Source organism: Streptomyces sp. BBFR51 (assembly GCF_044591655.1).
Lineage (GTDB): Bacteria > Actinomycetota > Actinomycetes > Streptomycetales > Streptomycetaceae > Streptomyces.
In genome coordinates this window covers 6341002-6366175 of sequence record NZ_CP172448.1, presented here as the reverse complement: position 1 = coordinate 6366175, position 25174 = coordinate 6341002, and the positions used below count along the sequence as shown (strand labels likewise).

Annotated in this window: 22 protein-coding genes and 1 riboswitch; of the genes, 7 read left to right on the top strand and 15 right to left on the bottom strand. The window is 71.8% G+C overall.

From position 1 onward, the window contains the following. Nucleotides 1-98 precede the first annotated feature (98 nt). Nucleotides 99-1355: an MFS transporter gene (locus ACGH7X_RS29095; RefSeq protein ID WP_399890204.1), complete on the top strand. Its 1257-nt coding sequence runs from the start codon at nucleotides 99-101 to the stop codon at nucleotides 1353-1355. Beyond that, nucleotides 1297-2634, top strand: a complete 1338-nt coding sequence (locus ACGH7X_RS29090; protein WP_399890201.1) for a D-arabinono-1,4-lactone oxidase — start codon at nucleotides 1297-1299, stop codon at nucleotides 2632-2634. Before ACGH7X_RS29095 ends, ACGH7X_RS29090 begins: the two co-directional genes overlap by 59 nt. On the opposite strand, the gene ACGH7X_RS29085 is transcribed toward ACGH7X_RS29090, so the two are convergent. Next, complete coding sequence (locus ACGH7X_RS29085) at nucleotides 2558-3415, bottom strand: hypothetical protein (protein ID WP_399890198.1); 858 nt, start codon at nucleotides 3413-3415, stop codon at nucleotides 2558-2560. The genes ACGH7X_RS29090 and ACGH7X_RS29085 overlap by 77 nt on opposite strands. A 472-nt stretch (nucleotides 3416-3887) precedes the next feature. Between ACGH7X_RS29085 and sepH the strand changes: the two genes are divergently transcribed. After that, entirely contained in the window at nucleotides 3888-4952 is a 1065-nt protein-coding gene (gene sepH / locus ACGH7X_RS29080; protein WP_399890195.1) for a septation protein SepH, read from the top strand. 148 nt (nucleotides 4953-5100) lie between these two features. Here sepH and ACGH7X_RS29075 read toward each other — a convergent pair whose 3' ends face one another. After that, nucleotides 5101-5952 carry a sulfurtransferase gene (locus tag ACGH7X_RS29075; protein WP_399890192.1) on the bottom strand — a complete coding sequence of 284 codons (852 nt, stop codon included), beginning with the start codon at nucleotides 5950-5952 and terminating at the stop codon, nucleotides 5101-5103. Between the two features lie 250 nt (nucleotides 5953-6202). Here ACGH7X_RS29075 and ACGH7X_RS29070 point away from each other — a divergent pair, with 250 nt between their 5' ends. Beyond that, entirely contained in the window at nucleotides 6203-7006 is an 804-nt protein-coding gene (locus ACGH7X_RS29070) for a VOC family protein (RefSeq protein WP_399890189.1), read from the top strand. Nucleotides 7007-7288: 282 nt separating this feature from the next. On the opposite strand, the gene ACGH7X_RS29065 is transcribed toward ACGH7X_RS29070, so the two are convergent. From ACGH7X_RS29065 to ACGH7X_RS29045, 5 genes are all read right to left on the bottom strand, one after another. After that, on the bottom strand, nucleotides 7289-7732 hold the full coding sequence (locus ACGH7X_RS29065) for a hypothetical protein (RefSeq protein WP_399890186.1): 444 nt from the start codon (nucleotides 7730-7732) through the stop codon (nucleotides 7289-7291). A 214-nt stretch (nucleotides 7733-7946) separates the two neighbouring features. Beyond that, nucleotides 7947-8072 (bottom strand): hypothetical protein, encoded by a 126-nt coding sequence (locus ACGH7X_RS29060; protein WP_399890183.1) that lies wholly within the window; start codon nucleotides 8070-8072, stop codon nucleotides 7947-7949. A gap of 370 nt (nucleotides 8073-8442) precedes the next feature. Beyond that, a complete protein-coding gene (locus tag ACGH7X_RS29055) occupies nucleotides 8443-9435 on the bottom strand; it encodes an ABC transporter substrate-binding protein (protein WP_399890180.1) in 993 nt (330 codons plus the stop codon). Between the two features lie 43 nt (nucleotides 9436-9478). Beyond that, entirely contained in the window at nucleotides 9479-10498 is a 1020-nt protein-coding gene (locus tag ACGH7X_RS29050; RefSeq protein ID WP_399890177.1) for an ABC transporter permease, read from the bottom strand. Nucleotides 10499-10580: 82 nt separating this feature from the next. Continuing rightward, nucleotides 10581-12134 (bottom strand): sugar ABC transporter ATP-binding protein, encoded by a 1554-nt coding sequence (locus ACGH7X_RS29045; RefSeq protein WP_399890174.1) that lies wholly within the window; start codon nucleotides 12132-12134, stop codon nucleotides 10581-10583. 323 nt (nucleotides 12135-12457) lie between these two features. Here ACGH7X_RS29045 and ACGH7X_RS29040 point away from each other — a divergent pair, with 323 nt between their 5' ends. Both ACGH7X_RS29040 and ACGH7X_RS29035 read left to right on the top strand, forming a co-directional pair. Continuing rightward, nucleotides 12458-12979, top strand: a complete 522-nt coding sequence (locus tag ACGH7X_RS29040) for a SigE family RNA polymerase sigma factor (RefSeq protein ID WP_399890171.1) — start codon at nucleotides 12458-12460, stop codon at nucleotides 12977-12979. Continuing rightward, the gene (locus ACGH7X_RS29035; RefSeq protein WP_399890168.1) at nucleotides 12976-13479 is read left to right on the top strand and encodes a PASTA domain-containing protein; all 504 of its coding nucleotides are present in this window, start codon (nucleotides 12976-12978) and stop codon (nucleotides 13477-13479) included. The genes ACGH7X_RS29040 and ACGH7X_RS29035 overlap by 4 nt, the downstream gene beginning before the upstream one ends. 419 nt (nucleotides 13480-13898) lie before the next feature. Here the strand turns inward: ACGH7X_RS29035 and ACGH7X_RS29030 are convergent, their stop codons facing one another. The 4 genes from ACGH7X_RS29030 to ACGH7X_RS29015 all read right to left on the bottom strand — a co-directional run bounded on the left by ACGH7X_RS29030 (nucleotide 13899) and on the right by ACGH7X_RS29015 (nucleotide 19538). After that, the gene (locus tag ACGH7X_RS29030) at nucleotides 13899-14549 is read right to left on the bottom strand and encodes a thymidine kinase (protein ID WP_399890165.1); all 651 of its coding nucleotides are present in this window, start codon (nucleotides 14547-14549) and stop codon (nucleotides 13899-13901) included. Nucleotides 14550-14598: 49 nt separating this feature from the next. Beyond that, complete coding sequence (locus ACGH7X_RS29025) at nucleotides 14599-15792, bottom strand: alkaline phosphatase family protein (RefSeq protein WP_399890162.1); 1194 nt, start codon at nucleotides 15790-15792, stop codon at nucleotides 14599-14601. After that, nucleotides 15792-16388: a DUF5998 family protein gene (locus ACGH7X_RS29020; RefSeq protein WP_399890159.1), complete on the bottom strand. Its 597-nt coding sequence runs from the start codon at nucleotides 16386-16388 to the stop codon at nucleotides 15792-15794. Before ACGH7X_RS29020 ends, ACGH7X_RS29025 begins: the two co-directional genes overlap by 1 nt. 138 nt (nucleotides 16389-16526) lie before the next feature. Further along, entirely contained in the window at nucleotides 16527-19538 is a 3012-nt protein-coding gene (locus ACGH7X_RS29015) for a GNAT family N-acetyltransferase (RefSeq protein ID WP_399890156.1), read from the bottom strand. A gap of 198 nt (nucleotides 19539-19736) precedes the next feature. Here ACGH7X_RS29015 and ACGH7X_RS29010 point away from each other — a divergent pair, with 198 nt between their 5' ends. Beyond that, complete coding sequence (locus tag ACGH7X_RS29010; RefSeq protein WP_399890153.1) at nucleotides 19737-20018, top strand: HPr family phosphocarrier protein; 282 nt, start codon at nucleotides 19737-19739, stop codon at nucleotides 20016-20018. Between the two features lie 168 nt (nucleotides 20019-20186). Here ACGH7X_RS29010 and ACGH7X_RS29005 read toward each other — a convergent pair whose 3' ends face one another. From ACGH7X_RS29005 to ACGH7X_RS28990, 4 genes are all read right to left on the bottom strand, one after another. Next, complete coding sequence (locus ACGH7X_RS29005; RefSeq protein ID WP_399890150.1) at nucleotides 20187-20882, bottom strand: GntR family transcriptional regulator; 696 nt, start codon at nucleotides 20880-20882, stop codon at nucleotides 20187-20189. 224 nt (nucleotides 20883-21106) lie between these two features. Continuing rightward, nucleotides 21107-21871 (bottom strand): M23 family metallopeptidase, encoded by a 765-nt coding sequence (locus ACGH7X_RS29000; protein ID WP_399890148.1) that lies wholly within the window; start codon nucleotides 21869-21871, stop codon nucleotides 21107-21109. Nucleotides 21872-21883: 12 nt separating this feature from the next. Continuing rightward, a riboswitch (cyclic di-AMP (ydaO/yuaA leader) is annotated at nucleotides 21884-22048 on the bottom strand. A 191-nt stretch (nucleotides 22049-22239) separates the two neighbouring features. Then, entirely contained in the window at nucleotides 22240-23628 is a 1389-nt protein-coding gene (locus ACGH7X_RS28995) for a M16 family metallopeptidase (RefSeq protein WP_399890145.1), read from the bottom strand. Further along, nucleotides 23625-24974 carry a M16 family metallopeptidase gene (locus tag ACGH7X_RS28990; protein WP_399890141.1) on the bottom strand — a complete coding sequence of 450 codons (1350 nt, stop codon included), beginning with the start codon at nucleotides 24972-24974 and terminating at the stop codon, nucleotides 23625-23627. The genes ACGH7X_RS28995 and ACGH7X_RS28990 overlap by 4 nt, the downstream gene beginning before the upstream one ends. Nucleotides 24975-25174 lie beyond the last annotated feature (200 nt).

Sequence of the window (25174 nt, the reverse complement as noted above, 5' to 3'; positions counted from 1 at the left end):
GGTGTTTCCGGGGCTGCCGACGAGTAAGCTGTATCAGCTGCATTCGCACCTTACTGAGCCACCACTGAGCCGTCACTGAGCCGTTCCCGGAGACCTCGTTGCCCAGCCCCTACCGCGCGCTGTTCGCCTCCCCCGGCACCAGGGCCTTCTCCGCCGCGGGCTTCCTCGGCCGGATGCCGCTGTCGATGATGGGCATCGGCGTGGTGACGATGATCTCGCAGCTCACCGGGCGGTACGGACTGGCCGGGGCGCTGTCGGCCACCATCGCGCTCGCCGCCGCCGTGGCCGGACCGCAGGTCTCCCGCCTGGTGGACCGGTACGGGCAGCGGCGGGTGCTGCGCCCGGCGACCCTGGTGTCGCTCACCGCGGCCGCGGTGCTGCTGCCCGCGGCGCACTACGGGTGGCCGGACTGGGTGCTGTTCGTGGCCTGCGTCGGCATCGGCTGCGTGCCGAGCCTCGGCGCGATGGTCCGGGCCCGCTGGGCGGCCCTGTACCGGGGGACGCCGCGACTGCACACCGCGTACTCCTTCGAGTCCGTGGTGGACGAGGTCTGTTTCATCTTCGGGCCGATCATCTCCATCGGCCTGTCCACGGCCTGGTTCCCGGAGGCCGGACCACTGCTCGCCGCCTGCTTCCTGGCGACGGGCGTCTTCTGGCTGACCTCGCAGCGCGCCACCGAGCCGGAACCGCACCCGCGCGAGCACATGGGCGGCGGCACCGCGCTGAGCTCCCGGGGGCTTCAGGTGCTGGTCGGGACCTTCGCCGCCACGGGCACGATCTTCGGGGCCATCGACGTCGTCACCGTCGCGTTCGCCGAGGAGGAGGGACACAAGGCCGCCGCCAGCCTCGTACTCGCCCTGTACGCGGCGGGATCGTGCACGGCGGCCATGATTTTCGGGCTGCTGCGGTTCGCCGGGCCGCCCGAACGTCGCTGGCTCCTGGGCGTGTGTGCGATGGCCGTGAGTATGATCCCCCTCCTACTGGTCGGAAACCTGCTGTTTCTGGCCGCGGCGCTGTTCGTTGCGGGTCTGTCCATCGCTCCCACGATGATCACGACGATGTCCCTCATCGAAGAGCACGTACCACGCACGCAGCTCACCGAGGGCATGACCTGGGTGAGTACCGGACTCGCGGTCGGGGTCGCGCTCGGCTCCTCCGCGGGCGGCTGGGTGATCGACGCCTCCGGGGCGCGCGCGGGGTACGGGGTTCCGGCGGTGGCCGGGGCCGTCGCGGTCGCGGTCGGTTTCCTCGGGTACCGCCGGCTCAAGCGGCCGGAACCGCGTCGGGGAGGGACCGTTGAGCAGCACACGCACGGCGAGCGGCAGGACGAACGGCCGGAACGGCACATGGCGTAACTGGGGCGGCAACGTCTCCGCGCGCCCCGCGCGGGAGGTCGCTCCCGCCTCCGTCGAGGAACTGGCCGGCGCCGTGCGCAAGGCCGCCGAGGACGGGTTGCGGGTCAAGGCGGTCGGCACCGGCCACTCCTTCACGTCCATAGCCGCGACGGACGGTGTGTTGATCCGCCCTCAACTGTTGACGGGTATCCGCAGCATTGATCGTGCCGCCATGACCGTCACGGTCGAGGCGGGCACTCCGCTCAAGAGGCTCAACATGGCCCTCGCGCGGGAGGGTCTGTCGCTGACGAACATGGGCGACATCATGGAGCAGACCGTCTCCGGGGCCACCAGTACCGGCACCCACGGCACGGGCCGCGACTCGGCCTCGATCGCCGCCCAGATCCGGGGCCTGGAACTGGTCACGGCGGACGGGGCGGTGCTGACCTGTTCCGAGCGGGAGAACCCCGAGGTCTTCGCCGCCGCCCGGATCGGCCTGGGCGCCCTGGGCGTCGTCACCGCGATCACCTTCGCCGTGGAGCCGGCCTTCCTCCTCACGGCCCGCGAGGAGCCGATGCCGTTCGAGCGGGTCCTCGCCGACTTCGACGAACTGTGGTCCGAGAACGAGCACTTCGAGTTCTACTGGTTCCCGCACACCGGCAGCACCAACACCAAGCGCAACAACCGCAGCGCGGGTCCGGAGCAGCCGGTGGGGCGGTTCCAGGGCTGGCTGGACGACGAGTTCCTCTCCAACGGTGTCTTCCAGGCGGCCAACTGGGTCGGCCGCGCCGCGCCCGCCACCATCCCGGCGATCGCCCGGATCTCCAGCAAGGCACTCTCCGCGCGTACGTACACGGACACGCCCTACAAGGTCTTCACATCTCCGCGCCGGGTGCGGTTCGTGGAGATGGAGTACGCCGTCCCGCGCGAGGCCGTCGTCGAGACGCTGCGCGAACTGAGGGCGATGGTCGACCGGTCACGGCTGCGGATCAGCTTCCCGGTCGAGGTGCGCACGGCCCCGGCCGACGACATCACGCTGTCCACCGCCTCGGGGCGCGACAGCGCGTACATCGCGGTGCACATGTTCCGGGGAGCGCCCTACCAGGCGTACTTCACCGCCGCCGAGCGCATCTTCACGGCGCACGAGGGCCGGCCGCACTGGGGAAAGATCCACACCCGGGACGCCGAGTACTTCTCCCGGGTGTATCCGCGCTTCGGCGAGTTCACGGCGCTGCGGGACCGTCTCGACCCGGATCGTTTGTTCCTGAACGACTACTTGCGCCGGGTTCTGGGGCCGTAGCCGAGGCGTCCGGGTCGGGGGTCCCGTCGTCGCCGGAGTCCTCGTCACCGGTGGCGTCCGGGGTGGGCGCCGGGCTGGACGCCGTACCGCCGTCCTGCGCGGCACCTCCGTCGGACGACGTACCGTCGCCGGTGCCGTCCGGGGCCTGGGAGGGGGTGGAGGCCGGGGCCTGGTCACCGGAGCCGGAGTCCCCCGCGTCACCGGAACCACCCGGGTCCTGGCCGTCCCGCACGTCTTCGGAACCCCCTGAGCCGCCGGAGTCGCCCGACTCCCCCGACTCCCCCGAGTCCGCCGCGGACTTGTCGTGACCCGTGAAGGCGCTGCCGACAGTGGTGCTGCGGCCGCCGCTCAGGTTCTGGCCGGAGGCGACCTCGTACGCGGTGATCCCGGCCATGGTGACGCCGAAGACGAGGGCCGCCGCGACCACCGGGCGCTTCCAGCCCGTGGTCCGCGCGCGGTAGACGGTGCCTTCGGTGAACTCGCCGGGAGCCGACGCCGGTTCCCCGCCGGTCGGCACGGCGCCGACGGTGCGCTTCACCCGGAGCTGTTCGCCGGTGCGCTTGAAGAAGTGCTGGAGGACCGAGCCCCCGCAGGTGGCGACGACACTGATCAGACCGGCACCGACGATCGTGCCGTACACGCCGAACGAGGAGGCGAGTTTGGCGGCGACCACCGCCGCCAGGGCGCTGCCCGCGACCTGGGGCACGCTCAGGTCGATTCGCCTGGACTCCCCCTTCGTACGCACGTCCGCCTCACCTGCGCCATCGGACCTTTCACGCATCCTCGGACCTTGCCTGCCTTTCCCGCACGGGATCGATCAACTGCATGAGAAAGGGACGTGCGAACGAAACCATTAGTTCCGTTTCTGGTGATTGCGTGAAGTACGCCACGTCCAAGATCGCGGAAATCCCGCCGGGGACGGCCGGGCGTCACCCCTTGCCAGAAGTTGGGCGGCACGCCAATCCACGCACGTGGCCCGAATGGAGTACTGTTGCGAGCCCTGGGGCCGGTCCCCCTGCGAGGGGACCGAAACCTTGAAGGACCGCCGGGAGGGGGCTAGTTGCACAGGGTGATGGAGTTGGTCACTCAGCGTTGCGAATAGGTAACCGTGCCATAACGGCGATCCAGGGCCCGCGCCCGACACGCCGGGCAACTCGGCAAGGTTGTGGCAGGCTGCACCCGGGCAGGTCACACTCGACAGAGCGGAAGCAGCGACGCACGTGACGTCGGCAGGCACCACCCGGGAGGTCCCCATGCCCGAACTGCGTGTCGTGGCCGTCTCGAATGACGGCACACGGCTGGTGCTGAAGGCTGCGGACAGCACGGAGTACACGCTTCCGATCGACGAGCGGCTCCGGGCCGCCGTGCGCGGCGACCGTCCCCGCCTCGGCCAGATCGAGATCGAGGTGGAGAGCCATCTCCGCCCCCGCGACATTCAGGCACGTATACGTGCCGGCGCGACCGCGGAAGAGGTCGCGCAGATGGCCGGCATCCCCGTCGATCGCGTACGGCGCTTCGAGGGCCCCGTGCTGGCCGAGCGCGCCTTCATGGCGGAGCGGGCCCGCAAGACCCCCGTCCGTCGTCCCGGCGAGAACTCCGGGCCACCCCTCGGCGAGGCCGTCCAGGAGCGGCTGCTGCTGCGCGGCGCCGACAAGGACACCGTCCAGTGGGACTCCTGGCGCCGCGACGACGGCACCTGGGAAGTTCTGCTGGTCTACCTGGTCGCGGGCGAACCGCACTCGGCGAGCTGGACATACGACCCGCCCCGGCGGCTCGTCCAGGCCGTCGACGCGGAGGCGCGCGCGCTGATCGGTGAATCCGACGATCTCGCCGCGCCCGAGCCCAGTTTCCCGTTCGTCCCGCGCATCGCCCGGCTGCCGCGCGACCGGCCGCTGGACCGCACCCTCGACCGGGAGCAGCGGGAACGGCCGAGCCTGCCCCCGCCGCCGTCCGAGCCGGCCGACGACACCGCGGCCACCGCCTCGGCCGAACGCGAACGCGAACGCGACTCGCTCACCAGCCTGCTGGAGGCCGTACCGAGCTTCCGCGGTGACCTGGTGGTGCCCGAGCGCGCTCCGGAACCGGTGGAGGAGCCCGCCGAGGAGCCCGAGGTGGAGGAGCCCCCCGCCCCCGCGGCGTCGGCCGGTTCCGCGTACGCCGACGTGCTCATGCCGCGCTCGGTGGCCAGCCACCGCGACCGCCTCACCGGCTCCACCGACCGACAGGCCGAGGCCGACGGGGTCCGACCGGGTCGCCGCGCGGCGGTGCCGAGCTGGGACGAGATCGTGTTCGGGACACGGCGGAAGAAGCAGGAGTAGCACGAGTAGCAGGAGTAGCGAGTCTTCGATGAAGTGGCTGGGGCCGCACCCACATGGGCGCGGCCCCAGCCACTTCATCGATCCGACCGCGGGTGCGGCCCTACTGGGGTCCGGGCCTACTGGGGTCCGGGCCTACTGGGGTCCGGGCCTATTGGGGGTCCGGACCCGTCGCGACCGGCCGCGACGGATCCGACGACCACTGCGACCACGAGCCCGCGTACAGCGCCGCCGGCATGCCCGCCACCGCCAGCGCGAGTACCTCGTGGGCACCCGACACGCCCGAGCCGCAGTACACGCCGACCTCGTCGTCCTGCGTGGCGCCCAAGGTCTTGAAGCGCGCCCGGAGTTCCTCGGCGGGCAGGAAGCGGCCGTCCGACGCCACGTTGTCGGTCGTGGGCGCGGACACGGCGCCCGGAATGTGACCGCCGACCGGATCGATCGGCTCGACCTCGCCCCGGTAGCGCTCCCCCGCGCGGGCGTCGAACAGCACCCCGGACCGGGCCAGCGCGGCGGCGCCGTCCGCGTCCAGCAGCCCCGCCGCACCCGGCGCCGGCACGAAGTCGCCCTCCGCGGGGGTCGGAACGTCCGTCGACAACGGCGCCTCCCAGGCCGGCAACCCGCCGTCGAGGACCCGCACGTTCGGGTGACCCGTCCAGCGCAGCAGCCACCACGCGCGGGCCGCCGCCCACCCCTGTCCGCCGTCGTAGGCGACGACCGGACGGCCGGACGACACGCCCGCCCGGCGCATCGCCGCACCGAACTCGGCCACGTCGGGCAGCGGGTGCCGGCCTCCCGCGCCGGGCGCGGAGGCGAGCTCCCTGTCCAGGTCGACGTAGACGGCACCGGGAAGATGCCCGGCCGCGTACTCGGCCCGGCCGTCGAAGGGCGGAGCGCCGGCCGCCTTCGCCGTGCTCAGCTGCCAGCGGACGTCGAGCAGCACGGGCGGGGCGGCACCCGCCAGTTCGTTCGCGAGTTCGGATGCGGAGATGATGGCGTTCATGGCCCCATCCTGGCGTACCGAGTGGCCGAGGCGCCGATGTCGGGCTACTCTGCCCGCCGGACAGTACCGATCACGAGGCGTACGGGTTCGGGCACATGCTGTACCGGCCGGGCAGCCGGGCTGCCCCACGGGCCCGCCCGGAGCGCGCGGCCCGGGTCCGGTGCCGGTATCGGCGCGGAGGTCCGTCGGAGCGGATTTGGTCAGGCGGAAGCGGACGCACGGCCCGCGCAGGGCCGAGAAGAGAGTGACGATGACCGACGCAAGGGGGTCGGCCGGCCGGGACGGCGAGACGAACGCCCGGCACACGCCCGGCACACCCTGCTGGGTGAGTCTGATGGTGCACGGGCCGGCCGCGACCCACGACTTCTACGGAGCCCTGTTCGGCTGGGAGTTCCAGCCCGGCCCGCAGCAACTGGGCCCCTACGCACGGGCCCTGCTCGACGGGCACGAGGTGGCGGGAATCGGCCAACTGCCCCCGGACCGGCAGCTCCCCATCGCCTGGACGCCCTACTTCGCCTCCGACGACGTGAACCGGACGTCCGAAACGGTACGTCTGTGCGGCGGCACGCTCGGCGTGGGTCCGCTGGACGCCGGCGAGGCCGGCCGCCTGGCCATCGGCTCCGATCCGTCGGGCGCCGTCTTCGGCGTCTGGCAGGCCGCCGCACACCTCGGCACCGCCGTCACGGGCGTACCCGGCACACCGGCGTGGAACGAACTGATGACGTACGAGACGGCGGGCGTCGCCAAGTTCTACGAGACGGTGTTCGGCTTCGAACTGGAACCGGACGTCTCCGCCGACGTCGACTACGTCACCCTGCGCCTCGACGGCCGCCCCGTCGCCGGCATCCACGGCGTCGGCAACACCCTGCCCCGCGACCGGGGACCGCACTGGGTGACGTACTTCGAGGTGGCCGACGCGGACGAGTCCCTGGAGCGGCTCGTCGCGCTGGGCGGGCATGTCCTGGGGCCCGTCCAGGACATGTCGTACGGCCGGGTCGCGACGGTGGCGGATCCGGAGGGGGCGCGGTTCGCGCTGCTGCACAGCGCGAGGTGACGTCCGTCGGGGAGTCCGGCAGGCCGCGCACCGGATGACCGGCCCGCCGCTACCCGGGGGATCCCACGGGGATGCGTACCGTCTCCCCCAGCCCGGGGGCCGGGGCGTCTCGGGGCCGATCAGGGCCGCGACGAGGCGGCAGGACGGGGTCTCGGCGGGCCAGGGCGTGAAACCGTCGGTGAGGACGACGACGATGGTCGCGCGGTCGCGCGCCATGAGGGCGGCCTCGATGCCGACGCGCATGCCCGTGCCGCCACCGCCGCCGAGTCTGCGCGGTGGACGTCACCCGGGACACGGCGTGCACGTCGCGTCGCAGACGAGGACGGTGACGCGGTTGCCGCGTACGCCGACCTCGCGCAGTACGCCCCGTGATCTCGCCCAGGGCGGCCGCGAGTTCGGCGTCGCCCATCGACCCCGAGGTGTCGACGACGAGGGCCACCCGGGGCAGCGGACGGCGCAGGCTGGGCAGGAAGACGCCGCGCAGGGATCCATGCCCGCGTCGAGGAGTTCGAGTACGCCGGCGGTGTCGCCGTGCTGGGCGCGCAGGAACAGGTCCCGCTGCTGGGCGCGCAGGGCCTTCGGCAGCCGGCCGCTGCCCGGCGTCCACGTCTGCTGGACGGCGAAGCACCCGGGGACTGCACCGCCGAACGCGCGCAGGGCCTGCTCGCGCCGTCGCTCCTCGTCGCTGTGCGGTATGTGGAGCAGGCCGCCCGGGCGGAATCCCACCTCGTGCCACTCACCTCACCGCGGCAGCGCTCCCGGACGGGTGCGGGGGCGGTGGGGCCGGGCGGACCGACGGTCCCGTCGGGGACCCGGAGGGCAGGGAAGAGCGCCTCGCGGACCAGTGGATGCAGGTGCTCCGGCTCGACTCCGCCGACGCGCATCAGGTCGAGGTCGGGGAGCCTGCGCCAGAGCGCTTCGGCCAGGAAGGGCACGTCCTTCACCTCGTCCGGTGGACGATGCTCACCCGTAGTCCGGCCCGGGGACCGCGGGCCGTCGGCTCCAGCAGGACGTGCGTGCGCCAGTCGCCCGCGACGAGGAAGCGCTCGCCGACCCCCGCGTCCACCAGGCGGCGGACTTCGCGCTCCAGGCGGGTGAGATCGAGCGGGCACCTGCGGAACTGCGGTTTCGGGTCCGTCCGGTACCACCCGGGGACGCTCGGGGGCTCGAGGTCGACCTCGAGCCCGGCCGCGGCGAAGGCCGCTTCGACCTCGCCCTCGTGGTGCAGCAGGGTGACCCATTCGGACCATGCCGCCGCGTCGCCCGGACCGGGATCGGCCGTGGGCAGCTCGTCGCCGCGGCGCGGTCGGCCGTCGGCGTGGAAGAACGGGGCCGCTCGACCTCTGCGCCACGGTCTTGCCGTGGAGGATCATAGCCGGATCAGCCGCACTGTCGATCAGTTGTTCGGCGAGGGATCCGGCGGTGCCGCCGGCCGGTCAGTGGTACAGCACCGGGCGGATGCGGGGCGAGTCGATGTTGTTCTCGTCGTACCAGAAGTAGCCCGTGTCGATCACCTTGGGCAGTTCCTCGCCCTTGATGGCCTTGACGGCGGAGGCGACGACCTGTTCGCCGATCCTGATCGGGTTCTGGGTGATGGCGCCCAGCATCCGGCCCTCGTTGATCGCGTTGATCTGGCCCTGGCCCGAGTCGAAGCCGATCGAGGTGATGTCCGTCCTGCCGCTCTCCTTGACGCCCTGGATGACGCCCATGGCGGAGCCCTCGTTGGAGCCGTACACGCCCTTGACCTCGGGGTTGCCGGCGATGATGGCCTTGGTGATGTCCGCGGACTTGGTCTGGTCTCCGCCGCCGTACTGGACGGGCAGCAGTTCGATGCCGGGGGCGTGCTCACGCATCCAGTCGGCGAAGCCGTCGCGGCGGTCGATGCCGGAGCCGCTGGTCTGGCTGTGCACGACCATCGCGACCTTGCCCTTGCCGCCCAGGGCCTCGGCCATGTGCTCGGCGGCCTCGGCAGCGGCGGCCTTGTTGTCGGTCGCCGCCGTGGTCAGCGGGATGTCACTGTCGACCCCCGAGTCGAAGGCGATGACCGGGACCCCGTCACGCTCGGCCTGCTTGAGCGACGGTTCCACGGCCCGGGAGTCCAGGGCGGCCAGGCCGATCGCGTCGGGCTTCTTGCCCAGGCTGTTGGCGACCATGTTGACCTGTGCCTCGACCTCGGTCTCCGTGGCCGGGCCCTCGAAGCTGATGGTGACGCCCTGCTTCTTCGCCTCGCGCTCGGCGCCCTCCTTCACCGCCTGCCAGAACTGCTGCTGGAATCCCTTGGAGACGATGGCGATGTACGGCTTGCCGTCCTCGCCGTCCGCCTGTCCTCCGCAGGCGGTGGCGGAGGCGGCGAGGGCCAGGGTGAGCGCCGCTGCGGCGGCCCGCACGGCGTGGGTGGTGCTGCGCGTGCGGCGTCGGTTCGGCTTCATGGCGTGGGTGCTTCCCTTCCGCGTGTCGATGGCTCGTCGGGCGTCAGGCCGCCGTGCGCTTCCTCGCCATGTCCGCGTAGACCGCGGCGACGATCACGCAGCCGAGGATGACGTTCTGCCACTCCTGCGGGACGGCGGTGATCTGCAGTCCGTTGTTGAGCACCGAGATGATCAGGGCGCCGATGACCGTGCCGACGATCGAGCCCTTGCCGCCCGAGAGCGAGGTACCGCCGATGACGACCGCGGCGATCGCCTGGAGTTCGTAGCCCATGCCGGTCGCGGGCTGGGCCGAGCCGAGCCGGGCGGAGATCAGGACGCCCGCCAGTCCGATGAAGAGCCCGGAGATGACGTACACGACGATCTTCCACTTCCGCACGTCGATGCCGGAGAGGGAGGTGGCCTCCTCGTTGCTGCCGATCGCGTAGGTGTAGCGGCCGAGGAGCGTGCGGTTGAGGACGATGCCCGCCAGGATCGCGGCGGCGGCCAGGATGAGGACGGCGTTCGGGAAGTCGGCGCCCGGGATGATGCTGCCGGTGGAGATCTCCGTGTAGCCGGTGTCGTCGGCGAAGTAGATCGGGGCGCTGCCGGAGATCACCAGCGCGAGTCCCTGGGCGACCAGCATCATCGCCAGCGTCGCGATGAACGGCGGCAGTTTGAGGAAGGTGACGTTGACTCCGTTGACCAGACCGATGAGCCCGCCGAAGAGGATCGCGCCGAGCACGCCGACGACGACGGGCAGTCCCATGTCCGTGATGAACACCCCGGACATCACGGCGGTCAGCGCCATCCCGGTGCCGACGGACAGGTCGATGCCACCGGCGACGATGACGAAGGTGACGCCGAGGGCGAGTGTCCCGATCACCACCGTGGAGAACAGCATCGAGGTGACGTTGCTGTAGTTGAGGAAGTGCGGGCTCGCGAAGGCGAAGAACACGAAGATCGCGATCAGGCTCGCGAACGCCAGCATCTGCTGGAACCTGCCTGTCAGTGTCGCGCGTACGGCGCCGGGCCCGGCCGGTCCGTCGGGCCGCTGCGGGGCGGTGGCCGTGGTGGGGGCTGTCATGTCGCTTCTTTCCTGTCTGCGTGCACGGGCCTCGGGGGCAGGCGGTCTCCGGCGGCAGGGGCTGGTGCCGTCCGGCCGGGTCTCAGGCGTCCCCGGGCGGGTCGGCGGCCGTGCCGACCGCGTCGGGCCGCAGGGTCGCGTAGTGCATGACCGCTTCCTGCGTGGCCTCGCCCGCCGGGAGCTCCCCGGTGATCCGGCCCTCGCTCATGACGATCACGCGGTGCGACATCCGCAGCACTTCGGGGAGTTCGGAGGAGATCATGACGATCGACCTGCCCTGGCTCGCCAGTTCGTTGAGCAGGTCGTAGATCTCCTCCTTGGCGCCCACGTCGATGCCGCGCGTCGGCTCGTCGACGATGAGGACGTCGCAGTCCTTGGCGAGCCACTTGGCGATGACCACCTTCTGCTGGTTGCCGCCGGAGAGGTGCTTGACCGTCTGTTTCAGCGAGGGGGTCTTGATACGCAGGGAGCCCACCAGGTCACGGGCGGTTTCCCGGAGCGCGCCGTCCTTGACGAAGCCGTACGACTGGAAGCGGTCGCCGAGCGAGCTGAGGCCGATGTTGGTGGCCACGTCGGCGTCCAGCATCAGACCGAGGCGTTTGCGGTCCTCGGAGAGGTAGCCGATGCGGTGCCGGGCGGCGTCCGCCGGGTTCTTGATCTTCACCGGGCGACCGTGCAGCGTGAGGGTGCCGGACTCCACGGGATCGGCGCCGACGACGGCGCGGGCGACCTCGGTGCGGCCCGATCCCATCAGCCCGGCGAGGCCGAGGATCTCCCCCTTCCTCACCTCGAACGAGACATCGCGGAGCAGCGCCCTGGTCGTCAGCCCTTCGACGGCCAGGACCGCCTCGCGGTCGCCGTGGACGCCTTCGGGGCCCGCGTCCGCCTTGAGTTCACGGCCCACCATGTGGGTGATCACCTCGGGCGTCGTGGTGTCCGCGGTGTCCAGGGTCGTGACGTAACGCCCGTCGCGGATGACGGTGACGCGGTCGGAGACCGCCTTCAGCTCGTCCATGCGGTGCGAGATGTAGATGACGCCCCTGCCCGGCCCGACGAACCTGCCGATCAGGGCATGCAGCGCCGCCACCTCCGCATCGTTCAGGGCGGCCGTCGGCTCGTCCATGATCAGCACTCTGGCGTCGTACGACAGCGCCTTGGCGATCTCGGTCATCTGCTGCTGCGCCACGGTGAGGTCACCGACGCGCCACTGCGGCTCGAGCGGCAGCCCGAGCTGCTCCGTCAGCTCCCTCGCCCTGTCGTTGAGTGCCCTCTCCCGCAGCAGGAGCCTGCCGCGGGGCTCGCGCCCGATGAGGACGTTCTGCGCGACCGTGAGGTCGGGCATCAGGTTGAACTCCTGGTGGATGATGCTGATGCCCAGCCGCTGGGCATGCCGTGGGCTCTCGATGCGGACCGGGCTGCCGTCGAGGGAGAACTCCCCCGCGTCCGGGGTGTGGATGCCTGAAAGCACCTTCATGAGCGTGGACTTGCCGGCCCCGTTCTCGCCGACGAGTGCGAGCACTTCGCCGCTCCTGAGCTCGAGCCGCATGTCCTGGAGCGCCTGGACACCGGGGAACCCCTTGGAGACGCCCTTCAGGCTCAACAGTGCCGGGTGGTCCCCGGCCGCGTGAACGTTCATGAGCAAGCACCGCCAGAACCGAGAAAACGATTTCACCAGAGGGTAGGAAGCGTCCTCCACGTCGTCAATGGCCACGGCAAGGACGACAGGAACACCGGCGGATGATCACAGATCCTGCACGCACCGACCGCCCTGGAAGGAGTGAAATCGATTTCTCATACGGTCTGAAAACGAGACCTGCCCGTTTCAGCACTGCCGTCAGGTGCGGCCGGGCGGCCGGGACTGTCCACGAACGCGACACCTGTGACCCAGGTCTCAGTGGGGCCGTGCAGCAGATGGGGCGGTGTCCACGTCGAGGAAGGGTGACAGGAAGGGAGGAGCACATGGAGGCGGACTTTCAGGCTTTCGTCGCCGCGAGGTCAACCGCGCTGTTCCGGGGCGCCTTCGTTCTGACGGGCAACCGTGACGCGGCGGAGGACCTGGTCCAGGAGACCCTGGAGCGGGCCTGCCGCAAATGGCGCACCATCGCCGGGAAGGACGCTCCGGACCTCTACGTGCGGCGGATCATGGTGAACCTGGCCAACGACCGCTGGCGCAGGTTCCGCCGCCTGGTCACGACCTCCGATTCGGAAAGCGGAGACAAGGCCGCCCCGGGAGACGTGTTCGGCCAGGTGGACAACCGGGACCAGTTGGTGCGCGCTCTGCAACAACTGCCCATGCGGATGCGCACGGTCGTGGTGTTGAAGTACTTCCACGACCTCTCCGACAGCGAGATCGCAGCCGATCTGGACATATCGCCCAGCACAGTGCGCTCCCAGCTCACTCGCGGGATCGAGAAGCTCAGAAACGAGATCCCCGCACTCTCCGCCCCCTCACCACAGCAGCAGACGGAAGGAATCCGGTGACCTCGCACGACGACGTACGGCCTTCCGGCTGCACACCCTTCGAAGAGGAACTGATGAACGCCATGAACCGATTCGCGAACTCCGCCGAGGCTCCCGACTTCGACGCGCCCCAGATCCTGCGCCGCACCCGGCGCAGGCGCACCCTCGGCATTGCCGCCGTCGCCGCCGCACTCATCGCGGCGGGCGGGGGTACGGCCCTGGCGACCTCGGTCGGCGGCAGCAGCAGCTCGACCCCGGCGGCCACCAGCACGGCCGCCAAGAGCGACGCCACCACCATGCTGTACCTCTTCTCCGACGGCGACAGCGTCCCGATCGACTTTGCGGGCTGGAGCCTGGACCAGGCCAAGACGTACATGGAGAAGACCCAGACGAAGCTCGGCACCGTCACCAAGAAGGCCGTCAAGGGCTGCAAGCCGGGCTCGGTGCTCGGCGTGTCTCCGCACGCCCCGAAGACCGTCAAGAAGGGCGACACGGTCAGCTTCACCGTCTGCGCCGGCTGAACCAGGCCTGAGTGGATGCGACGCCCGCCCCTGCACCAATCAGGGGCGGGCGCCCGTCACAGCATCACACCAGACCTCGCTGCGGGCACCGGTTGTAAAGTCAGTTCCGTTCCCTGTGAGTCATGCCCCCTCGATTCCCGGCTGGTCCCGTTCGGGAGGGAGAAGGGACGGGTGGAGGCGTTCGCGGCGCTGCGGGCGACCGACCCGGAGCAGGTCGGGCCGTACCGGCTGGTGGCCGGGCTCGGTTGGGGTGGGACGGGCAGTGCGTACCTGGGACGGTCGCCCAGGGAGGTGGCTGCCGCCCGCCGTGTGAACGGCGCCTGTACGCGCTGGGTTGCGTCCTATACCACCCGGCGGGGACGGAGAGGCCGTCCGCCGGACCACGGGCACAGTGAACCGCGGCCTGTTCGGCCGAACGCTCAGGCAGGCGGGACCGGCAGGACGTCCGGCGAGAGCGCGCCGGCACGGGCGGAAGCGCTCGTCATGCGGCGGCGGTGGTGACGTCGGCACAGCACCTCGTAGCCGATCTCGTCGGGAGACTGGGCGACGTCGCCGACGACCACCTGGGCGCCCTCGACGACCATGACGCCGCCCACGGTGCGGGCGTTGTGCGTGGCGCGGGAGCCGCACCAGCACAGGGCTTCGACCTGGAGCACCTCGACGCGGTCGGCGAGTTCGATCAGGCGCTGGGAGCCGGGGAAGAGCTTGGAGCGGAAGTCGGTGGTGATGCCGAAGGCGTACACGTCGACGTCGAGGTCGTCGACCACGCGCGCGAGCTGGTCGATCTGGTCCGGCGCCAGGAACTGCGCCTCGTCCGCGATCACGTAGTCCACGCGCCCGCCCTGCGAGAGGTGGTCGACGACGTGGGCGTAGAGGTCCTGGCCGTCCCCGACCTCCACCGCGTCGGTGACCAGACCCAGGCGCGAGGAGAGCTTGCCCTCGCCGGCGCGGTCGTCGCGGGTGAAGATCATGCCGGCCAGTCCGCGCGCCGAGCGGTTGTGCTCGATCTGGAGAGCCAGTGTCGACTTCCCGCAGTCCATCGTTCCGGAGAAGAACACCAGCTCGGGCATGAGGGGTTGAGCACCTTTCGGCAACGGGGTCGGGGCGTGCGGCAGAGCGTCAGGAGCGTACTTCGAGCAGGGGGACGAGCTGCTCGGCAGGGGTCATCGAACCGTGGTTGCCGACCATCGCCGACTCCTTCGGTTCACGCTCGGAGGCGATGAGCAGCACGTCGTCGCGCGCGGCGGCGACCACGTCGCCGATGCGGCCGTACACCCGGTCGTCGATGCGGGGACCGAACCAGCCCGCCGCGATCGCCTCGTCCCGGGACGCCACCCAGAACTGCTCGCCGAGCACCTCGCGCCAGCAGGTCAGCACGTCGTTGTGCGCGCCGGGGACGGCGTAGACGTGCCGGGCGCGGCCCTCGCCGCCGAGGAGCGCGACGCCCGCCTTCAGCTCCCAGTCCTCGTCGAAGTCGATGCGGTGGTCCTCGTCGAAGGGCACGTCGATCATGCCGTGGTCGGCCGTGACGTACAGGGCACTGCGCGGCGGCAGCCGCTCGGCGAGGCGCTGGACGAGCCGGTCGACGTGCCCGAGCCGGCCGCGCCAGGTGTCGGAGTCGACGCCGAAGCGGTGACCGGCGCCGTCGACCTCGGCGTAGTACGTGTAGACGAGGGCGCGGTCGGCGCCCGCCAGCTGCTCGGCGGCGCAGTCCATCCGGTCCTCGCCGGACAGCCGGCCGTGGAACTCGCCGCCGCTGAGCGCGACCTTGGTCAGCGGGGTGTTGGCGAAGGTCGGGGAGGAGACCTGCGCGGCGTGCACACCCGCCTCGTGGGCGAGCTGGAAGACGGTGGGGTACGGCTGCCAGGGGCCGGGCGCGGTCCACGGCTGCCAGCGCAGCTGGTTCATCAGCGCGCCGGTGTCCGGATTGCGCACGGTGTAGCCGGGCAGGCCGTGGGCGCCGGGCGGCAGACCGGTGCCGACGGAGGCGAGGGAGGTCGCCGTGGTCGCCGGGTAGCCGGCGGTTATCGGGCGTCCGGTGCCGCCGCGCGAGGTGTCCAGGAGGGAGGTGAGGAAGGGGGCGTCGTCCGGGTGCGCGCGCAGTTGCTCCCAGCCGAGGCCGTCGATCAGAAACACGCAGTTCCGGTCGGCCGGGGTCAGTTCAGTGATCCCGGCGGTCATACCGGGGACGCCGAGGCCGGCGGCCAGGGTGGGCAGGAGGTCGGCGAGCGAGCCCGTGCCGTACTCGGGTACGGGGGCGGAGTCGACGGGGAGCGGTTCCGGGTGGGTGTCCCAGGCGGTGTGCTGCGCCATCAGCGGGTGGAGTCCGCGGTCGCCTCGGAGAGGGCCTGCGCGAAGCTCAGCGCCTGGCGCACCGTCTCGGGACCGTCCCCCGCCTCGCTGACGCGCAGGCTGAGGTCGTCGGCCGTCGAACTGCCCGTGTAGCCGTGGTCGGCCTCGCAGTTGGGGTCGCCGCAGGCGGCCGGCTCGAGGTCGAGGCGGGACACGGCGCCCCAGCCGATGGTCAGCACGATCTCGCGGGGCAGCGTGCCCGGCTTGTACTGCTCCGGGTTGGCGACGACACGGCTCACGACGATGGACGAGATCCGGCCGAGCTTGACGGACTCCGTGGACGTCGTGGCGTACGGCGTCGGGGAGGTGTCGTCGGCGGCCTGCTCGTCGGTGTGGCTGACGATGAAGCGGTTGCCGGTCAGCACCAGCACGGTCACGTGCCGGCGCACCTCGTTCTGGTCGAACGTCGTCTCCTGATGGACCAGGTACGACCGCACGGGCTCGCCGCCCACGGCGGCCTCCACCGCCTCGGCCACGAGGGCCGGGTAGTAGCCGCTGCGCTCGATCGCCGCTCGCAGCCCCTGGGTCGTCGTACTGGTCTTGGCCATGCCGTCCATCCTACGGGGACCCACTGACTGCGAGGCACGCTCCTGCGGTACCCGTCCCGGGCCGCGGCCGGGCCGTCACCGGGTCCGGCCGGGCAGTGGCCGGGCAGTGGCCGGGCCGTCGCCGGGCAGTGGCCGGGCACTGGAGGGTCAGTAGGCCGGCAGGGTCCGTGGGCCCAGGTCGTCCCTGGCGGGCGGGGGCGCGAGGCGGACGGAGGCACCGAGGACGCTCAGACCGCGCGGGGCCACCACGACCGGCTCCAGGGTGACCGCCACGACCTCCGGGTGGTCGTCGACCAGCCGGGAGACCCGCAGCAGCAGCTCCTCCAGGGCGGCGGCGTCGACCGGGGCCGAGCCGCGCCAGCCGAAGAGGAGCGGCGCCGTGCGGATCGAGCGGATGAGTGAGGTGGCGTCGCGGTCGGTGACCGGGATCAGCCGGTGCGCCACGTCGCCGAGCAGCTGGGTGGCGGCACCCGCGAGTCCGAAGGAGAGCACCGCGCCCGCCGCCGGGTCGATGACCGCCCGCACCACCGTGTCGACGCCGCGCGGTGCCATGCCCTGCACTACGGGGCGCAGCTCGGCGGGCTTCCCGAACAGCTCGGCCAACTCGGCGTAGGCCCGCCGCAGTTGCTCCTCGTCCGCGAGGTCCAGGCGTACGCCGCCCAGGTCGGCGCGGTGGCGCAGGTGCGGGGCGGTCGCCTTGAGGGCCACGGGGTAGCCGATGGTCCGCGCGGCGGCCGCGGCGTCGTCGGGGGTGGGGGCGGGCAGGGCGCGGTGGACGTGGACGCCGTACCTGCCGAGCAGGTCGCAGGTCTCCTGGGTGCCGAGGGTGAGCCCCTGCCCGCGCGCGAGGTGTCCGGCTATCAGCTCGGCGGCGCCCTTCTCGTCGATGTCCTCGTACTCCGGCACCTTGCCGGGGTCGGCGGCGTCGCGTCGCCACTGGGCGTAGGCGACCGCCTGACCGAGGGCCCGGACCGCGCGCTCGGCGGCGGGGTAGGCGGGGATGAGGTGCGCGCCTTCCGGGGCCCGCACGCCGGGGGTGCGCTGGGTCGAGGTGAAGGGCGGTGACTGTGCCGGGGTGGCAGGCGCGGGCTGCGCCGGAGCGACGGGCGAGGGCGGTACCGGAGCGGCAGGCGCGGATTGTGCCGGGGCGTCGGGCGGGCGCTGCGCCGGGGCGGCAGGCGCGTCCGGCGCCGAGGCGGCAGGCGAGGACCCTGCCGGCGAGGGCGGCGAGGGCGGTACCGGAGCGGCCGGCGCGGGCTTCTCGGCGGGGATCGGCGCGGCCTGGGGGGCGGTGCTCGCCGCCGCCGACAGGGCCTCCGCCAGTCCGCCCAGCTCCACGTGGACCACGAGGACCGGCTTGGCGGGCACCGCGCCGGCAGCCGAGCGCAGGGCCTCCGCCAGCGCGGCGTCCCCGGCCGACCCCTCCCCCACGGTCGGGATGGCGGTCACCACCACCGCGTCGCAGGTGTCGTCGGCCAAGGCCCGGGACAGGGCCGCGTGGAAGTCGTCGGCCGAAGCCGCCGTCGTCAGGTCCAGGGGAGGGTGCGGTCGCAGCCCCTCTGAGAGGCACGCGTCGTACGTGAGGAGTCCCAGTGACTCGGAGTTGCCCAGGATGGCCACCCTCGGCCCGGTCGGCAGCGGCTGGCGGGCGAGGAGCAGCCCCGCGTCGACCAGGTCGGTGATCGTGTCGACGCGGATCACGCCGGCCTGCCTCAGCAGCGCGGAGACCGTCGCGTGCGGCAGCCGCGTCGCCCGCACCGCGTGCCCCTGCGGTGCCACGCCGCCGTGCCGGGCGCCCTGCACCACGACCAGCGGCTTGACGGCCGCGGTGCGCCGGGCCAGGCGGGTGAACTTGCGGGGGTTGCCGATGGACTCCAGGTACATCAGCGCGACGTCGGTCTGCGGGTCGTCGTACCAGTACTGGAGGACGTCGTTGCCGGAGACGTCGGCCCGGTTGCCAGAGGAGACGAAGGTCGACACGCCGGTGACGCCGGTGACCCCGCCGCCGCGCCGGTGCAGCCGGGACAGCAGGGCGATGCCGATGGCGCCGGACTGGGCGAACAGGCCGATCCGGCCGGGGCGCGGCATCTCGGGGGCGAGGGAGGCGTTGAGCCGCACGTCCGGGGAGGTGTTGATGATCCCGAAGGCGTTGGGCCCGATGATCCGCATGCCGTACGTGCGCGCGTGCCGCACGAGGGCGCGCTGGCGTTCGCGTCCCTCGGGGCCGCTGTCGGCGTATCCGGCGGAGATCACCACCAGGCCCTGCACTCCGTGCTCGCCGCACTCGGTGACGACGTCGGGGACGTGTTCGGCGGGGACGGTGACGACGGCGAGGTCGACGGGCCCGTCGATGTCGCGCACGGAGCGGCACGCCGGAACCCCGTCGAGCTCCTTCATGTCCTCGGGGAAGGCCCTGTTCACGGCGTACAGGCGCCCCGTGTAGCCCGCGTCCCGGACGTTGTCGAGGATGCTGCGGCCGACGCCGCCCGCTGTGCGGCCGGTGCCGACGACCGCGACCGAGCCCGGTTGCAGCAGCCGCTGGACGGAACGGGCCTCGGCGCGGTGCTCGCGCGCGTACTGCACGGCGAGCGAGCGGTCGGTGGGCTCCAGATCGAACTCCAGGCGGACCACACCGTCCTCGAAGCTCCGCTTCTGGGTGTACCCGGCGTCCATGAAGACTTTGATCATCTTGTTGTTGGCGGGCAGCACCTCGGCGGCGAAGCGGCGGATGCCGCGCTCGCGGGCGACGGCGGCGATGTGCTCCAGGAGCGCGGAGGCGACGCCGCGGCCCTGGTGCGCGTCCTGGACGAGGAAGGCGACCTCGGCCTCGTCGGCCGGTGCCGAGGCGGGCGTTCCGCCGGCGCCGATCCGGTCGTAGCGTACGGTGGCGATGAACTCGCCGCCGATGGTGGCCGCGAGTCCCACCCGGTCCACAAAGTCGTGGTGCGTGAAGCGGTGGACGTCCTTGGCGGACAGGCGAGGGTACGGCGCGAAGAAGCGGTAGTACTTCGACTCGTCGGAAACCTGCTCGTAGAAGCTGACCAGGCGCTCGGCGTCATCAACGGTGATGGGGCGGACGCGCGCGGTGCCGCCGTCGCGCAGCACCACGTCGGCTTCCCAGTGGGCGGGATACTCGTGCCGGTCCGACGAGGTCTGCATGGGCCCCAGAGTACGGCTCGCGTACGACAACGGCGCGGGGCAGTCTGTGGGGGCGAGAGCTCGGACCGAGGCCGCGGTCCGACGATCGCCCGGGGCGGCACAGGGCCGTCCCGGCATGCTTCACGATGTGGGAAACTGGTCTAGACAAGACTGGTCTAGACAACTTCACCCCTCTGAACACCTGAAGGGCAGCATCACATGGCTGAGCGCCGCGTCAACGTCGGCTGGGCCGAGGGTCTCCACGCCCGCCCCGCCTCCATCTTCGTCCGAGCCGCCACGGCCACAGGCGTCCCGGTGACGATCGCCAAGGCCGACGGGTCCCCCGTCAACGCGGCCTCCATGCTGGCCGTCCTCGGCCTCGGCGCCCAGGGAGGCGAGGAGATCGTCCTCACCTCCGACGCCGAGGGCGCGGAAGCCGCCCTGGACCGGCTGGCCAAGCTGGTCGCCGAGGGGCTCGAGGAGCTTCCCGAGACCGTCTGACGGACAGCGGAATCGAAAGGCCCGCCCGGACCCACCGGGCGGGCCTTTCGCTTTCCCGATCCGCTTTCCCGATCCGATTGCCCGTTTCTTTGCGGCAGCAGAAAAGGCTCCTTGCGGGCAGCAGAAAAAGGGCCCCGAATTTCCTCCTCTCTGTATACGGCACCCTTGTTAATGGCGCAGGCTCGGCATGTTTACGGGACGTTGCGATTTCCTCACACGGTCCGGCCGCCCGCCGTCGGAGGCGAATCGCAGCCGGTGCGCCGGCGCCGACCGTTCGGTGTGCAGCGTCATGAGCGCCCGCGCGCGATCGCCGTCGCCCCGGGCCACCGCGTCGACGATCGCCCCGTGCTCGGCCCAGTACTCCACCGGCCCGGCCGGCACCTCGACGACGTACATCCAGGCGATCTTGTGCCGCAGCTGGGTCAGCAGCGCGGTCAGCGAGGGGCTGCCGGCCGCCTGGGCGAGGGTCTCGTGGAACCAGCCGCCCAGGGAGCGCAGGTCCTCGAAGGTGCCCTGCCTGGCGCGCTCCTGCCCCAGCCTGACCAGTCCGCGCAACACCTTGAGGTGGGCCTCGGTGCGCCGCCGGGCGGCCCGGGAGGCGCCGAGGGGCTCCAGGAGCGTGCGCGTCTCCAGCAGGTCGGCGGCCTCCTGCTCGGTCGGTTCCGCCACGCACGCGCCCGCGTGCCGCCGGGTCACCACGAAGCCCTCGGCCTCCAGGGTGCGCAGGGCCTCGCGGACGGGGACGCGGGAGACGCCGTAGCGGCGGGCGAGGAGTTCCTCCGTGAGCCGGCTCCCGCGCCCGTGGACGCCCGCGACGATGTCGTCCCGGATCGCCGTACACACCGAATGCGCCGGAATACGCATGCCCGACCTCCGCCTTAATCCCCGTGAAACGTCGACGATTGACGCGTGTTCAGCGACTCTAGGCCAATCAAGCGGATATTCCGACGGCGGGACGGATTTCGTGGATGCCTTTCGGACATGGGGCACCCCCGCCGGAGGACGGAATGCGAAAGCCCCGGCTCGGGAAGCCGGGGCTCTCGGGTGCGCGACGTCCGTGCCGTGACGTCCGTGCCGGGACGTCGGCGTCAGACGTCCACGCCGTGGGAGCGGAGGTAGGCGACGGGGTCCATGTCCGAGCCGTAATCGGGGCTCGTACGGGCCTCGAAGTGCAGGTGCGGTCCGGTGACGTTGCCGGTGGCGCCGGAGAGGCCGATCTGCTGACCGGGCTCGACCGACTGGCCGACCGAGACACCGATGGACGACAGGTGCCCGTACTGCGTGTACGTGCCGTCGTGCATCTTGATCACGACCTGGTTGCCGTACGCCCCGCCCCAGCCGGCCTCGACGACGGTGCCGACGCCGACCGCGTGCACGGAGGTGCCGCTGGAGGCGTGGAAGTCGATGCCGGTGTGGCTGCCGGAGGACCACAGGGAGCTGCCGGCCTGGTACGCGGTGGAGACGTAGGAGGCGGTGATCGGCGCGACGAAGGTGTTGAGGCGCTTGCGCTCCGCCTCCCGCGCGGCGCGCTCCTTGGCCTCGCGCGCCTCCTTGGCCGCCTCGGCCGCCCGCTCGCGGGCCGCCTCCTGGGCCGCCTCGCGGGCCGCGGCGTCCACGGCGGCCTGCTCCTGGGCGACGGCCTGGGCGTCGATCTCGTCGGCTATGGAGTCGCCGATGGTGATGACCGGGGTGATTCCGCTCTGCTCCACCGCGGGCTCGGCGGCGAGCGCCGGAGCCGCGAGGGTGCCGACGACGCCGGTGGTGGCGAGGGCCGCGACACCCGCCGCGCGGGCGGTGGTGCGGTGCACCCGGCCGGTACGGCGGTGCTTCCCGGTGGCGCGCGTGAACGCCATGTAGAGGCTGGTCCTTTCCTTCCCTCTCGCCTACCGGGTTAGCTGACGGGTTCGGAGGTGGAAGGTCTCCTACGGACACCCTCGCCGTGCGCGCGGGCGTCCGATTCACCCCAGGGACTGCGTTGGGTCCCCGGCTCCCCTGGCTCGCGCCGTACGGGGACTCGGCGATGACTGTCCGGTGCCGCGGGTGCGGCGCACTGCCTGACGAACAGCCCGGACGAAGCTAAACGGGGCTGTCTTCAATCCTCAAACGCAACAGGGTTTTTGTAGCGCACGCCACAGGGCAGACAGGCAGCCACTCCCCCAATTCGGACAAACGGTGGCCCTGGTGACACTCCGGTCACCAGGGCCACCGCGCGCGCGTGCCGCTACTCGGCCGCGACCACGGTGACTTCACCGATGCCGAGGGCCTCGACGGGCTCCTTGATCTGCGCCGCGTCACCGACGAGGACGGTCACCAGGCGGTCCACCGGGAAGGCGTTCACGACCGCCGCCGTGGCCTCCACAGTGCCCGTGGCGGCGAGTTGACGGTAGAGCGTCGCCTGGAAGTCGTCGGACAGGTGCTGCTCGACCTGGTCGGCCAGGGTGCTCGCCACGGCCGCCGCCGTCTCGTACTTCAGGGGTGCGACGCCCACCAGGTTCTGCACGGCCACGTCGCGCTCGGCGTCGGTGAGCCCTTCCGCGGCGAGCTTGCGCAGCACCGTCCACAGGTCGTCGAGGGCGGGACCGGTGTTGGGGGTGTCGACGGAGCCGCTGATGGCGAGCATGGCGGCGCCCGTACCGTCCGGCGCGGAACGCAGGACCTGCCCGAACGCCCGTACGCCGTAGGTGTAGCCCTTCTCCTCGCGCAGGACGCGGTCCAGACGCGAGGTGAGGGTGCCGCCGAGACAGTAGGTGCCGAGCACCTGCGCGGGCCACACGCGGTCGTGCCGGTCGGCGCCGGTGCGGCCGATCAGCAGCTGGGTCTGGACGGCGCCGGGGCGGTCCACGATGACGACCCGGCCCCTGTCGTCGGCGGTCACCGGCGGCACGGGGCGCGGCTCGGCGGACGAGCCGGTCCACGCGCCCAGGGTGTCGCCGAGGAGCGCGTTGAGGTCGACGCCGGTGAGGTCGCCGACGACCACGGCGGTGGCCGTGGCGGGACGGACGTGCCTCTCGTAGAAGGCGCGCACGGCCGCGGCGTCGATGCTCGCGACGGTCTCCTCGGAGCCCTGGCGCGGGCGCGACATGCGCGACTGCACCGGGAACAGCTCCTTGGAGAGTTCCTTGGCGGCCCGGCGGGAGGGGTTGGCCAGCTCGTGCGGGATCTCGTCGAGCCGGTTGCGCACCAGCCGTTCGACCTCGCTGTCCGCGAAGGCGGGCGCCCTGAGCGCGTCGGCGACCAGGCCGAGGGCCTTGGCCAGGCGCGAGGCGGGCACCTCCAGGCTCAGCCGGACGCCGGGGTGGTCGGCGTGCGCGTCCAACGTGGCGCCGCAGCGCTCCAGCTCGGCGGCGAAATCCTCGGCGGAGTGCTTGTCGGTGCCCTCGGAGAAGGCGCGCGCCATGATCGTGGCGACGCCGTCGAGACCGGCCGGCTCGGCTTCCAGGGGCGCGTCGAGGTTCACCTCGACCGCGACGACCTGCTGGCCGGGGCGATGGCAGCGCAGCACGGTGAGGCCGTTGTCGAGGCTGCCGCGCTCCGGGGCCGGGAAGGCCCACGGCTTGGGCTCGCCGGCCTGCGGCTGGGCGTGGAATTCCATGGTGGCGAGCTCGCTCACTTGGCCGCCTCCTCGTTCTCGTCGGCGTCGTTCTCGTCGGTGGGGGCGGTGGGCTCGTAGACGAGGACCGCGCGGTTGTCGGGCCGCAGGCGGGCCTTGGCGACCTCCTGAACTTCCTCCGCGGTCACCTCCAGGACCCGCTGTACGGCGGTGAGGGCGAGCTGCGGGTCGCCGAACAGGACGGCGTACCGGCACAGTTCGTCGGCGCGGCCCGCGACCGTGCCCAGCCGGTCCAGCCACTCGCGCTCCAACTGGGCCTGCGCGCGCTCCATCTCCTCGGCCGTGGGGCCCTCCTCGGCGAACCGGGCCAGCTCCTCGTCGACGGCGGCCTCGATGACCGGCACCTCGACGTCACCGGACGTCTTCACGTCCAGCCATCCCAGGGAGGGCGCCCCGGCGAGCCGCAGCAGGCCGAACCCGGCGGCGACGGCCGTGCGGTCGCGGCGTACCAGCCGGTTGTACAGGCGGGACGACTCGCCGCCGCCCAGCACGGTGAGGGCCAGGTCGGCAGCGTCGCTCGCGCGTGTGCCGTCCTCCGGCAGGCGGTAGGCCGCCATCAGGGCACGGGCCGGGACCTCCTCCTCGACGACCTCGCGCAACTGCTCGCCCATGACGTCGGGCAGCGAGCCGTCCCTGGGGGCGGGCTTGCCGTCGTGCGAGGCGATGGAGCCGAAGTACCTCTCGATCCAGGCGAGCGTCCGCTCGGGGTCGATGTCGCCGACGACCGACAGCACCGCGTTGTTCGGCGCGTAGTACGTGCGGAAGAACGCGCGCGCGTCCTCGAGGGTCGCCGCGTCCAGGTCGGCCATCGAGCCGATCGGGGTGTGGTGGTAGGGGTGGCCCTCCGGGTAGGCGAGCGCGGTCATCTTCTCGAAGGCCGTGCCGTAGGGGACGTTGTCGTAGCGCTGGCGGCGTTCGTTCTTGACGACGTCCCGCTGGTTCTCCATGGACTCCTCGTCCAGGGCGGCCAGCAGGGAGCCCATGCGGTCGGCCTCCAGCCAGAGGGCGAGCTCCAGCTGGTGGGCGGGCATGGTCTCGAAGTAGTTGGTCCGCTCGAAGCTGGTGGTGCCGTTGAGGGAGCCGCCGGCGCCCTGCACCAGCTCGAAGTGGCCGTTGCCCTTGACCTGGGCGGAGCCCTGGAACATGAGGTGCTCGAAAAGGTGAGCCAGGCCGGTGCGTCCCTTGACCTCGTGGCGGGAGCCGACGTCGTACCAGAGGCACACCGCCGCGACCGGGGTCAGGTGGTCCTCGGAGAGCACCACGCGCAGGCCGTTGGCCAGGCGGTGCTCGGTCGCTGTCAGGCCGCCGGAGCCTGCCTGGGCTGTGGCCGTGTGACCCATGGGCATGTACATCCCTTCGATCGCGAAATCCTTGGCGGAATCACTGGTGAATCATTGGGCGGAACTGCGGAATTCCACCGATGCTGCCACTGTATGCAAGCGTCCGGGGCGCCGGTGGAGTTCCCGGGCCCGGTACGCCGAGAGCGAGAACGCGGTTGGTGGGCCGCCCGGGTCGAGGGCGTACCCTGCGGGCAGCGCCGGGCCGG